This is a genomic window from Micromonospora sp. CPCC 205539 (assembly GCF_036906815.1).
Lineage (GTDB): Bacteria > Actinomycetota > Actinomycetes > Mycobacteriales > Micromonosporaceae > Micromonospora.
Genome location: NZ_JBAKHW010000030.1, coordinates 74,673 through 87,003 on the forward strand (window position 1 = coordinate 74,673; position 12,331 = coordinate 87,003).

Below are 12,331 nucleotides of genomic sequence, written 5' to 3' on the forward strand. Positions count from 1 at the left end.
GTGAGACACAGTTTCGGAGGCCCTTCATGTCGTACTCCCTCGCCCTGCGCGGTCTGCGCGTCCTCGTCTCCGGCGCGGGCGTCGCCGGTCCGGCGTTCGCCTGGTGGCTGACCCGGTACGGCGCCGAGGTCACCGTGGTCGAGCTGGCCCCCGCGCTGCGCACCAGCGGCTTCGCGGTCGACTTCCGCGGCCCCACCCACCTGGGGGTGCTGGCCGCCATGGGTGTGCTCGACGACCTGCGCGCGGTGCAGACCCGGGGCGGCGCGATGAGCTGCGTGGACGAGCACGGCCGGGAGATCTTCCGCCTGCCCGCCGAGTTCGCCGGGGGTGAGCTGGAGGTCCGCCGTCGGGACCTGTCCCGGATCCTGCACCGGCGCAGCGCCGACCGGGCCGAGTACCTGTTCGGCGACCAGATCACCGCGCTCACCGAGACCGTCGACGGAGTGCACGTCGAGTTCGACCGTGCCGGCGCACGCACCGTCGACCTGGTGGTCGGCGCCGACGGGCTGCACTCCGGCGTACGCCGGCTGGCCTTCGGCCCGGAGTCGGGATACGTGCGGCACCTCGGTTACCACCTGGCGGGCTGGGAACTGCCCAACGAGTTGGGGGTGGGGCCCCTGTCGCAGCAGTACAACGTCCCGGGGCGGATGGCCAGTGTCGCCGCCGATCAGAGCGACCCGACCCGGGCCGGCGCCTTCGTCGTCTTCACCGCGCCCGACCCCGAGGGCGACTGGTACGACCTCGACCAGCAGAAGAAGATCATCACGACGGCGCTCGACGGGCTGGGCTGGCACGTGCCGCACCTGCTGGCCAGCCTGCGCGACGCGCCGGAGCTGTACTTCGACTCGATCAGCAAGGTGCGCGTACCGCGCTGGCACGCCGGTCGCACCGCGCTGCTCGGCGACGCGGCCTGGGGCGTCACCCTCGGTGGGATGGGGGTCGGCACCGGCATCGTCGGCGGGTACGTGCTCGCCGGCGAGTTGGCCGTGGCCGGTGGCGACCACCGGATCGCCTTTCCCGCGTACGAGCGGCGGCTACGCGACTACGCGATGCGCTGGCAGCGCGGGGCCAGCCCCGGCCCGTTCCTCGCCCCGGCCACCGCGGGCGGGCTCTGGCTGCGCAACCGGCTGCTGCGTACCCGGCCGGTCCAGGCCATGCTGGTGCGCGGCACCCGGTCCCTGGCCACCGACCTCGACCTGCCCGACTATCCGGCCCCGAGCTGAGCCGTCGCGCCCGGTGCGCACGGGCGGCGCGTCACACGTTGCATTTTCGTCGGAGGGGGGGTGTACTGTCAGCAGCAGTTAGAACGAGTGTTCGATTGCCTCGAACGCCCGTTCCAACCAGCCGGGGCGCGGTGTTTCGCGGCGCCAGCCCCGGGCGGTGCGGCTCCGCGGGCCGCACCTGGGTTTCCGGGCAGTCGCGAGCCCGAGCCCACCAGGCAGGAGCGTCGCTCGCCGCCCACGACCCCCGGGCGGCGGGCGACGAACCCGCCGGTACGACGGGCGGGTGTGGTGTGGGGGAGGATCCACACCCGGCCGGCCACCACCCCGTGCGTGTTCCTCCGCACCACCCGACCTCGGCGTCTCATCGGCGGCACCAGCGCGCCGAGGCGACGCCCCGGCCACGTGGAGGAGACAGTCACCATGCCGACCAACCCGGCTCAGGCACCGACGGTGCCGGCGCACGCGTTGCCGCACCGCACCCCCGCCCAACTCCTCACGTTGGCCCGGCGTGGGCTGGTCGAGGCCGGCCAGACCCGACCCGACGGCCTGCGCTACGCGGCCGCCCACCTGGCGGCGCTGCGCGCCGCAGCCGCCCTGCTCGCCGCCCGGGCCCGGCCCGCCCCCGGCCGCCGCAACCGGATCACCAGCGTGTGGGTTCTGCTCTGCGCCGTCGCCCCCGAGCTCGACGAGTGGGCCCGGTTCTTCGCCGCCGGGGCCGGCAAACGGGCCGCCGCCGAGGCCGGCATCCCCCGGGTGGTGAGCGCCCGGGAGGCCGACGACCTGCTCCGCGCGGCCGAACAGTTCGTCACGGTGGTGGAGACCGCGCTCGGCGTGGCGCACCAACCGGCCCTGGACGGCCTCGCCGCATGATCCCGCCGTGCTGCCGGCCGCCCAGCGGGGGGAGCCGGGCGGCCGGCAGCACGGTGTGCCGGTCCTGATCTGAATTCACAGCAATGACGGGGGGATGGTCCGATGGCGGGCCGCATGGTGGTCGGTACCGCCGCACTGGCCGATCTGGTCCGCCCAGCGAGCGCACCCGATTCAGCCGGCGGCCACCGGGTGCTGCCGGTGGCGCCCGAGCTGACCGGTCTGCTACCCAACCGGGGCCTACGCCGGGGCAGCACCATCGCGGTCGCGGCCGGCCAACCCCGGCGCAGCGGCGGCACCTCGCTGGTGCTGGCACTGCTCGCCGAGGCGTCCCGGGCCGGCTCGTGGTGCGCGGTGGTCGGGGTGCCGACGTTCGGCGCGGGCGCGGCCGCCGAGCTGGGCATCGCCCTGGACCGGTTGGCCCTGGTGCCCAATCCCGGCCCCGAGTGGGCCACCGTGGTCGCCGCGCTGATCGACGGGGTGGACGTCGTGGTCACCGCCGTGCCGGCCGCGGTCTCCGCATCGGTCGCCACCCGGCTGGCCGCCCGGGCCCGCCAGCGCGGCAGCGTGCTCGTCCCGTACGGCCGGTGGGACGGCGCGGACGTGACGTTGCAGGTGGTCCGTGGGGTCTGGGAAGGGCTCGGGGCCGGCCGTGGGCGGCTGCGCCGCCGGGAGGTCACCGTCTCGGCGCGTGGGCGCGGGGCGGCCGCCCGCCCCAAAGAGATCAAGGTGTGGCTCCCCGGTGCCGAGCTCACCCGGGTGATCCCTCGTACGGTGTCGACCGCGAGCCGTCCGGCGCTCACTCTGGTCGGCTCGGCATGACCGGTTCTCCGGCACGGACCCTGCTGCTGTGGTGCCCGGACTGGCCGGTGCTCGCCGCCGAGATCGTCGACGGGGTGCCGGCCACCGGCCCGGTCGCCGTGCTGCACGCCAATCGTGTGGTGGCCTGCTCCGAGCAGGCCCGCGCCGAGGGGGTGCGTCGAGGGCTGCGCAAGCGGGAGGCGCAGGGCCGCTGTCCGCAGCTCACCGTCGTGGAGTACGACCCCGGCCGGGATGCCCGGGCGTTCGAGCCGGTGGTCGCCGCCGTGGAGGAGTTGGTCGCCGGCGTCGAGGTGGTCCGCCCGGGTGCGTGCGCGGTGGCGGCCCGGGGCCCGAGCCGTTACCTCGGCGGTGAGGAGGCGGCCGCCGAGCGGATCATCGAGCACGTCGCCCAGTCGTGCGTGGTGGAGAGCCAGGTCGGCATCGCCGACGGGGTCTTCGCCGCGGGGCTCGCTGCCCGCGCCGGCCGCGTGGTGGCACCGGGCGGCACGCCGGAGTTCCTGGCCAGGTTGCCGGTCGAGGCACTCGGTCGGCCCGCGCTGGCCGACCTGCTGCGCCGGCTGGGGGTGCGGACTCTCGGCGACTTCGCCGCGCTGCCGGCCGGCGACGTGCTGGCCCGGTTCGGGTTCGATGGCGCGCTGGCCCACCGGCTGGCCGCCGGACGGGACCACCGTCCGCTCGCCGTCCGGCAGCCGCCGGCCGACCTGACGGTCACCGCCGAGCACGACGACCCGATCGACCGGGTCGACGCGGCGGCTTTCGTCGCCCGTGCGCTGGCCGAGCAGCTGCACGACCGGCTGGCCGGGCACGGGCTGGCCTGCACCCGGCTCGGCATCGAGGCGGTCACCGCGCACGGGCAGGAGCTGCACCGGGTGTGGCGGCACGACGGCCTGCTCACCGCGGCGGCCATCGCCGATCGGGTGCGCTGGCAGCTCGACGGCTGGCTCTCCGGCAGCAACGGCCGGGCCGGTGCCCGACCGGCCCGGCCGACGGCCGGCATCATCCGGCTGCGGCTGGTCCCGGACGGGGTGATCGCCCAGGCCGGCCTGCAAGCCGGCCTCTGGGGGGAGACCGGCGAGGAGCGGGAGCGGGCGCACCGGGCATTGAGCCGGGTGCAGGGCATCCTCGGCCCGGAAGCGGTGGTGACCGCGGTGCTCGGCGGCGGGCGTTCCCCGGCTGACCAGGTCCGACTGGTGCCCTGGGGCGACGAACGACTTCCCGCTCGTCCCGGGCCGCCGCCGATCGCCGCCGGCGTCGATCGGGTTGCCGGCGACGGCCGGGTTGCCGGCGACGGCCGGGTTGCCGGCGACGGCCGGGTTGCTGGTGTCGGCCGAGGTGAGGGCGCTCCGCCGTGGCCGGGTCGGTTGCCGTCGCCCGCGCCGGCCGTGGTGCTGAGCAGCCCGCTCGCCGCGACCGTGCACGACGCCGTCGGTGAGCCGGTGGTGGTCAGCGCTCGCCTGGTGGTGAGCGCCGCGCCGGCCCAGCTCACCGTCGGCACCACCCGATCGGTGGAGATCGTCGGCTGGGCTGGCCCGTGGCCGGTGGACGAGCGGTGGTGGGCCCCCACCGAGGCCCGACGCAGGGCCCGGTTCCAGGTCAGCCTCGCCGACGGCACCGCTCTGCTGCTCGCCGTCGAGGCTGGCCAGTGGCTGGTGGAGGCGATCTATGACTGACCGCCGAGGCCATGACCCACTCGCCATCGAGGAAGTCGGGGTGTCCCGTCCGTCCGGTCAGCCCGACTTCCAGGATGTGGAGTCGATCAAGGGGCCCGGCCGGGAGGGGCGCCGATGAGCTTCCACAACCCGAAGATGCCCTGGTCGGATCTGGAGCGGGTGCTCTCCGGGAAGGCCGACGACAGCCGGGGGAGCAGGGGTGACCGACACCTGCACGTCGTGGATCCGCTCGCCGTCGACGGCGACGGCGGGGACTCCCCGGCCTGGACCCGCAAACGCCAGCAGTACGAGGCGCCCGAGCTGGCCCGCCCGGACGGCACGGTGCCCTACGCGGAGCTGCACGCGCACACCAACTTCAGCTTCCTCGACGGTGCCAGTCACCCCGAGGAGTTGGCCGAGGAGGCGGCCCGGCTGGGCCTCACCGCGCTCGCCGTCACCGACCACGACGGCTTCTACGGGGTGGTCCGCTTCGCCGAGGCGGCCCGCGCGCTGGCCCTGCCGACCATCTTCGGCGCGGAGCTCTCCCTCGGGCTGCCCGGCCCGCAGAACGGCGAACCCGACCCGTACGGCGCGCACCTGCTGGTGCTCGCGCACGGCCACGAGGGGTACGCCCGGCTGGCCACCACCATCGCCCGCGCCCAGCTGCGCGGTGGGGAGAAGGGCCGACCGGTCTACGGGGAGTTGGAGGAGGTCGCCGAGGAGCTGCGCGACCACGTGCTGGTGCTGACCGGCTGCCGCAAGGGGCACGTGCCGGCGGCGTTGCTCACCGAGGGGGTGGACGCGGCGGCCCGCGAATTGGACCGGCTGACCGCGCTCTTCGGCGCGGAGACGGTGGCGGTGGAGCTGACCGACCACGGCCACCCCGTCGACGCCGACCGCAACGACGCGCTCGCCGACCTGGCCGCCGCGGCCGGGTTGCCGACGGTGGCCAGCAACAACGTGCACTACGCCAGCCCCGGCCGGCGCCGGCTGGCCACCACGGTCGCCGCCGTCCGGGCTCGGCGTAGCCTCGACGAGATCGACGGCTGGCTGCCGGCGGCGGCCACCGCCCACCTGCGCAGCGGCGCGGAGATGGCGGCCCGGTTCGCCGCCTACCCGGGTGCCGTGGCCCGGGCCGCCGAGTTCGGCGCCGAGTTGGCCTTCGACCTCCATCTCGTCGCGCCGCAGCTGCCGGCGTACCCGGTGCCACCGGGGCACACCGAGATGAGCTGGCTGCGGAAGCTGACCGCCGACGGTGCTCGGGAGCGCTACGGCCCACCGCAGGCGCACCCGACGGCGTACGCGCAGCTCGAGCACGAGCTGAACATGATCGAGGCGCTGGGCTTCCCCGGCTACTTCCTGGTGGTCTACGACATCATCACGTTCTGCCGTAAGCAGGACATCTACTGCCAGGGCCGGGGTTCGGCTGCCAACTCGGCGGTCTGCTACGCGCTGCGGATCACCAACGTGGACGCGGTGCGGCACCAGCTGCTCTTCGAGCGCTTCCTCGCGCCGGAGCGGGACGGCCCTCCGGACATCGACGTGGACATCGAGTCCGACCGCCGGGAGGAGGTGATCCAGCACGTCTACACCCGCTACGGCCGGGAGCACGCCGCCCAGGTCGCCAACGTCATCTCCTACCGGCCCCGGTCGGCGGTGCGCGACGTGGCCAAGGCGTTCGGCTTCTCACCCGGCCAGCAGGACGCCTGGAGCAAGCAGATCGACCGGTGGGGCTCGGTCGCCACGGTCGACGTCGAGGACATCCCTGAGCAGGTGGTGGAGTACGCCAACGAGCTGCAGACGTTCCCGCGGCACCTGGGCATCCATTCCGGCGGCATGGTGATCTGTGACCGGCCGGTGATCGAGGTCTGCCCGGTGGAGTGGGGGCGGATGCCGGGTCGCAGCGTGCTCCAATGGGACAAGGACGACTGCGCGGCGGTCGGCCTGGTCAAGTTCGACCTGCTCGGTCTCGGCATGCTCTCCGCGCTGCACTACGGCTACGACATGATCGGCCAGAGCCTCGACCTGGGTGACATGACGCTGGACGACCCCGAGGTCTACGACATGCTCTGCCGGGCCGACTCGGTCGGGGTGTTCCAGGTGGAGAGCCGCGCACAGATGGCCACCCTGCCCCGACTCAAACCTCGCGAGTTCTACGACTTGGTGGTCGAGGTGGCGCTGATCCGGCCCGGCCCGATCCAGGGCGGCTCGGTGCACCCGTTCATCCGGCGCAAGAACGGCCAGGAGCCGGTGACCTTCCCGCACCCGCTGATGCGCAACGCGCTGGAGAAGACCCTGGGCGTGCCGCTGTTCCAGGAGCAGCTGATGCAGCTCGCCATCGACCTGGCCGGCTTCGACGCGTCCGAGGCCGACCAGCTGCGCCGGGCGATGGGTGCCAAACGCTCGGTCGAGCGGATGGCCCGCATCGCCGACCGGCTCTACGCCGGGATGGCCGAGCGGGGCATCACCGGCGAGCTGGCCGACGACGTCTACCGCAAGCTCACCGCGTTCGCCAGCTACGGCTTCCCGGAGAGCCACGCGATGAGCTTCGCGTACCTGGTCTATGCCAGCTCCTGGCTCAAGCGCTACCACCCGGCGCCGTTCCTGGCCGCGCTGCTCAACGCCCAGCCGATGGGCTTCTACTCCCCGCAGACCCTGGTCGACGACGCTCGCCGGCACGGGGTGGAGGTCCGCCGGCCGGACATCAACGCCAGCGGGGCCAAGGCGGTGCTGGAATCCACCCCGGCCACCCGCTGGGGCAGCGGGCCGGGGGAGCCACCGCACGCCTGGGGGCTGGGCGGTCCGGTGGTCCGGCTCGGGCTGTCCAGCGTGCGTACCCTCGGCGACGAGGTGGCGGAGCGGATCGAGGCCGAACGGACGGCCGGTGGGTCGTACCGGGACATGCCCGATCTGGCCCGGCGGGTCGGTCTCACCGCCGCGCAGCTGGAGGCGCTGGCCACCGCGGACGCCTTCGCCTGTTTCGGGTTGACCCGGCGGCAGGCGCTGTGGGCCGCCGGCGCGGCGGCCCAGGACCGGCCGGGCCGGCTGCCCGGCACGGTGACCGGCGCGGCGGCGCCGACGCTGCCCGGGATGGAGGCGGTGGACCGGCTGGTCGCCGACGTGTGGGCCACCGGGCTGTCGCCGGAGAGCCATCCGGCCCGGTTCATCCGTGGTCAGCTCGACGTGCTCGGCGCGGTGCCGATCGCCCGGCTCGGCCGGGTGGAGCCGGGGCAGCGGATCCGGGTCGGTGGCATCGTCACTCACCGGCAGCGCCCGGGCACCGCGGGCGGGGTCACCTTCCTCAACCTGGAGGACGAGACCGGAATGCTCAACGTCACCTGCTCGCCGGGGCTGTGGCAGCGCTACCGGCGGGTTGCCCGCAACAGCGCCGCGCTGGTGGTCCGTGGCCGGCTGGAGCGGCACGAGGGAGTGACCAACCTGATCGCCGACCGGCTGGACGCCATCGAGCCGCCGGTGAGCCCGCCGTCGCGTGACTTTCACTGACGCAGTGATCCACATTACGGTTTCCCGCGCCGCCGAGCGGGAGACTCGTGTCGAGCGGGCAGAGCGGCCCGTGAGCCATGAGGGGGATGAACAGTGATGGGTAATCACGCGTACACCGGTGGAATTGCCAACGCCCGGCGGACCCGGCTGGGTGCCGGTTGGATGCCGGCGCACCTCGCCGACCCCCAGGAGTACGAGGTGACCAACGGGCCGGTGGCCAACGAGCGCCGGTCCCGGGCGGAGGACATGGTCGAGGGCACCGAGTCCTGACCCCGCCACACGGCCGTCGCGCGGCCGGACCGGGTGACTAGGCTCGACCGGGTGGAGCAGACCCGAGGCCGGTTCGCCGGGCCGCCGCTGACCCCCCGTACCGCCGTGATCTGGTCGGTGCTCCGCGCCGAGCTGGACCGGCGCGGTGACACCGAGCTCACCGTGCTGGACGTGGGCGGGGGCACGGGCGGCTTCGCCGTCCCGCTGGCTCGGGCCGGGCACCGGGTCACCGTGGTCGACGCCAGCCCCGACGCGCTGGCCGCGCTCACCCGCCGGGCCGCCGAGGCCGGGGTGGCCGACCGGATCGCCGCCGTGCAGGGCGACGGGGATGCCCTCGCCGGGCTGGTCGAGCCGGCCGGCGTCGACCTGGTGCTCTGCCACGCCGTTCTCGAGGTGGTCGACGACCCGACGCCGGTGGTGACCGCGCTGGCCACCGCGCTGCGCCCGGGCGGTGCGGCCAGCGTGCTGGTGGCCGGCCGGGCCGCCGCCGTGCTGAGCCGGGCCATGAACGGGCACCTGGAGGTGGCGGCCGCGCTGGCCGCCGACCCGGCCGGCACCGCCGGGCCGCGGGACACCCTGCGCCGGCGCTACGACGCCCCCGGCGCCGCCGCGCTGCTCGGCGCCGCCGGGCTGGTGGTCGAGGAAATCCACGGGGTACGCGTGCTGGCCGACCTGCTGCCGGCCGCGGTGGCCGACGGGCAGTCGGCCGCCCTCGTCGAGCTGGAACGGGCGCTGGCTGCCCAGTCCCCGTACCGGGACCTCGCGGCCCAGCTGCACCTGTTCGCCCGCCGGCCGGCATGAGCACCTTGCCGGCGCCGCTGGCGGTCCTCGGGCCGGAGCACGGCGGTGGCCGTCTCGCCGACGTGCTGCCCAGTGCGCTCGCCGTGCTGGGCGTGCCCGGCTCGGCCGACCCGCTCGGGCTCGTCCCCGCGCTCGCCGGGGTCCGCCGCATCGCCGTGCTGCTGGTCGACGGGCTCGGCTGGTACCAGCTGCCAACCGCCGCGCCGTACGCGCCGACCCTCGCCGGGCTCGCCGCGACGGCCGGCCGGCCGATCATCGCCGGTTTCCCGTCCACCACGCCGACCAGCCTGGTGACGCTGGGCACCGGCCTCGCGCCGGGCGCACACGGGGTGCTCGGCTTCACCGTGCGGGTGCCGGGCACCGACCGGGTGCTCACCCACACCGACTGGGCGGCCGACCCGTCGCCGCTGCGCTGGCAGCCGGTGCCTACCCAGCTGGAGCGGGCCCGTTCCGCCGGGGTGGCGGTGACCGTGGTGAGCCGGCCGGAGTTCGACGGCAGCGGGCTGACCCTGGCCGCCAACCGTGGCGGCGACTTCCGGGGCGCCGCCGGTGTGGACGCGCTCGCCGCCACCATGCGGGCCGCGCTGACCGCCGGCCCCGGGCCCACCCTGGTCTCCGGCTACCACCCCGATCTGGACCGGCACGGTCACCTCAGCGGGGTCGACTCGACGCCCTGGCGGATCGCCGCCGGTGAGGTGGACGCGCTGCTCGCCCGACTGGTCGACGGACTGCCGTCGGATGCGGCGCTGCTGGTGACCGCCGACCACGGGCAGCTCGACGTGCCCGCCGCGCACCGCTTCGACCTGGACACCGACCCGCGGCTGCGCGCCGGTGTGCGGGTGGTGGCCGGTGAGGCCCGCGTCCGCTACCTGCACGTCGCGCCGGGCGCGGTCGATGACGTGATGGCCGCCTGGTCGGATGTGCTCGGCGTGGCGGCGCGGGTGCGTACCCGCGACGAGGTGGTGGCCACCGGCTGGTTCGGTCCGGTGCCCGAGGAGCACCTGGCGCGGGTCGGCGACGTGGTGGTGATCTGCAACGACACGTACGCGGTGATGGCCACCCGTACCGAGCGGCCGATGGCGTCCCGGCTGGTGGCGTACCACGGCGCGGACACGGCCGCCGAGGTGACCGTTCCGCTGCTGGTCGTCCGGGGCTGACCGCGTCGGTGGGTTGGTTCGGCCCGTTGGTCGCTGGTGGTGTCGTACCCCCGGGTTAACCTGCCGGGATGGGCCGCAGCCAGTCGTTGCCCCGGGGCGGTGATCCGCGCTTCGGGCCGGACGCCGACGACTCGGCCAGCCCGATCCTGCACGTCGACATGGACGCCTTCTACGCCGCCGTCGAGGTGCGCGACCGCCCTGAGCTGCGTGGTCGGCCGGTGGTCGTCGGCGGCGTCGGGCCCCGCGGCGTGGTCAGCTCGGCCAGCTACGAGGCCCGCCGCTACGGCGTACGCAGTGCGATGCCGACCAGCCAGGCTCGTGCCCGCTGCCCTCAGGCGGTCTACCTGCCACCCAACTTCGCCGCCTACACGGCCGCCTCCCGCGCGGTCATGCAGATCTTCCGGGACGTCACCCCACTGGTCGAGCCACTCTCCCTGGACGAGGCGTTCCTCGACGTGACCGGTGCCCGACGGCTGTTCGGCGCTCCGGCCGCCATCGCCCGTCTGATCCGCGAGCGGGTCGCCGACGAGCTGAGGTTGACCTGCTCGGTCGGGGTGGGGCCGAGCAAGTTCGTGGCCAAGCTGGGCTCCACCCGGGCCAAGCCGGACGGTCTGCTGGTCGTGCCCGCCGGGCAGGTGCTCGACTTCCTGCACCCGCTGCCGGTGGACGCGCTCTGGGGGGTGGGTGAGCGGGCCGCCGAGGCGCTGCGACGGCTCGGCCTGGCCACCGTCGGCGACCTCGCCGAAGCCCCGCTCGGGCTGCTTCGCCGGGCGCTGGGTGCGGCATCGGCGACCCATCTGCACGAGCTGGCCTGGGGGCGCGACTCGCGCCAGGTCAGCCCCGAGCATGTCGACAAGTCGATCGGCGCGGAGGTGACCTTCGACGTCGACGTGGCCGACCCACTGGAGATCCGCCGCGCCCTGCTCGCGCTCAGCACGAAGGTGGGCGTCCGTTTGCGCGACTCCGGGCAGGTGGGGCGCACCGTGTCGCTCAAGGTGCGGCTCGCCGACTTCCGCACCGTCAACCGCTCCCGCACGCTCGGCGTGCCCACCGACACCGCCCGCGAGATGTTCGACACGGTCTGGGCGCTCTACACCGCATTGGACCCGGGGGAGCGGATCCGGCTCGTCGGCGTCCGGGTGGAGGGGCTCGCCTCCGCGCGGGAGACGCCCCGGCAACTCACCCTCGGCGCGCCGGAGCGCGGCTGGCGGGAGGCGGAAGCTGCCGCGGACGCCGCCGCTGCCCGATTCGGGCGGTCCGTCATAGGTCCGGCCAGTCTGTTGGGCAACCGCGATGCCCGTCGAAACGAAAATCCACCGCACCCGTAGGTCGTCCCGCTTTCCGACGCGCGACCCCCCTCGTAGACTTGCGGGTAAGCAGCCGGATGGCTGCCACGGTCTGTCGGCCCGAGTGGGTCGACCAACGTGACCGGGGAGGAGTGCCGTGCCGCTCTCGGAGCACGAGCAGCGGCTGTTCGAGCAGATCGAGCGGTCGCTTGCCGAGGACCCCAAATTCGCCTCGGCCGTGCGCGCCAGCGATCCGCGCTTCCATGCGCGGCGTCGCCTGCTCGTCGCTGCCGGCGTGATCATCGCTGGTTTGGCTCTACTGGTCTATGGCGCGGTGATCAAGACTCCACCGCTGGCGGTGGCGGGCTTCGTCGTCATGCTGGCCTCGGCCGCGTTCGCGGTGCAGTCGCACCGACGGGCGCAGTCGCCCGACCTGCACGTGGTGGGTGGCACGACGAGTCGTCGCCGTCCGCGCGGCGGCCGGTCCGGTCGTCGGCCGTCAATCCTGGACCGCATGGAGGACAGGTGGCGGCAGCGCCCGGAGGGGCACCGCTGAGCCCGTCCCGCCGCTGAGGCGGGCCGTACACCGCGACGAGCGGGTCGCCGGGAACAGCCCGGCGACCGCTGTCGTATCCGCGCGCCATCACGCGCCCAATTCCGCGCCGCCGTCCGCGCTCGCGGCCCCGCGCCGCCGTCCGCGCTCGCGGTCCCGCGCCGCCCGTCCGCGCTCGCCGCCCCGCGCCGCCCGTCCG

11 protein-coding genes are annotated in these 12,331 nt (G+C 74.8%); all 11 read left to right on the forward strand.

Annotated features, from left to right (window positions below; genetic code table 11):
• Positions 1–26 precede the first annotated feature (26 nt).
• The 11 genes from V6V47_RS23925 to V6V47_RS23975 all read left to right on the forward strand — a co-directional run bounded on the left by V6V47_RS23925 (position 27) and on the right by V6V47_RS23975 (position 12,135).
• A complete protein-coding gene (locus V6V47_RS23925) occupies positions 27–1,223 on the forward strand; it encodes an FAD-dependent monooxygenase (RefSeq protein ID WP_334630567.1) in 1,197 nt (398 codons plus the stop codon).
• Positions 1,224–1,643: 420 nt separating this feature from the next.
• Positions 1,644–2,093 (forward strand): SAV_6107 family HEPN domain-containing protein, encoded by a 450-nt coding sequence (locus V6V47_RS23930; protein WP_334630568.1) that lies wholly within the window; start codon positions 1,644–1,646, stop codon positions 2,091–2,093.
• A 102-nt stretch (positions 2,094–2,195) separates the two neighbouring features.
• Entirely contained in the window at positions 2,196–2,912 is a 717-nt protein-coding gene (locus tag V6V47_RS23935) for a hypothetical protein (RefSeq protein WP_334630569.1), read from the forward strand.
• A complete protein-coding gene (locus V6V47_RS23940) occupies positions 2,909–4,582 on the forward strand; it encodes a DNA polymerase Y family protein (RefSeq protein WP_334630570.1) in 1,674 nt (557 codons plus the stop codon). The genes V6V47_RS23935 and V6V47_RS23940 overlap by 4 nt, the downstream gene beginning before the upstream one ends.
• A complete protein-coding gene (locus V6V47_RS23945) occupies positions 4,575–4,700 on the forward strand; it encodes a hypothetical protein (protein ID WP_334630571.1) in 126 nt (41 codons plus the stop codon). The genes V6V47_RS23940 and V6V47_RS23945 overlap by 8 nt, the downstream gene beginning before the upstream one ends.
• Positions 4,697–8,065, forward strand: coding sequence for an error-prone DNA polymerase (locus V6V47_RS23950; RefSeq protein ID WP_334630572.1), 3,369 nt, complete (start codon positions 4,697–4,699; stop codon positions 8,063–8,065). Before V6V47_RS23945 ends, V6V47_RS23950 begins: the two co-directional genes overlap by 4 nt.
• Positions 8,066–8,161: 96 nt before the next feature.
• Positions 8,162–8,335, forward strand: a complete 174-nt coding sequence (locus V6V47_RS23955; RefSeq protein ID WP_334630588.1) for a hypothetical protein — start codon at positions 8,162–8,164, stop codon at positions 8,333–8,335.
• A gap of 33 nt (positions 8,336–8,368) precedes the next feature.
• Positions 8,369–9,136, forward strand: coding sequence for a methyltransferase domain-containing protein (locus V6V47_RS23960; protein WP_334630573.1), 768 nt, complete (start codon positions 8,369–8,371; stop codon positions 9,134–9,136).
• A complete protein-coding gene (locus V6V47_RS23965; RefSeq protein WP_334630574.1) occupies positions 9,133–10,293 on the forward strand; it encodes an alkaline phosphatase family protein in 1,161 nt (386 codons plus the stop codon). The genes V6V47_RS23960 and V6V47_RS23965 overlap by 4 nt, the downstream gene beginning before the upstream one ends.
• Before the next feature lie 68 nt (positions 10,294–10,361).
• A complete protein-coding gene (locus V6V47_RS23970; RefSeq protein WP_334630575.1) occupies positions 10,362–11,621 on the forward strand; it encodes a DNA polymerase IV in 1,260 nt (419 codons plus the stop codon).
• A 115-nt stretch (positions 11,622–11,736) separates the two neighbouring features.
• Positions 11,737–12,135: a DUF3040 domain-containing protein gene (locus V6V47_RS23975; RefSeq protein WP_074313058.1), complete on the forward strand. Its 399-nt coding sequence runs from the start codon at positions 11,737–11,739 to the stop codon at positions 12,133–12,135.
• Positions 12,136–12,331: the final 196 nt, after the last annotated feature.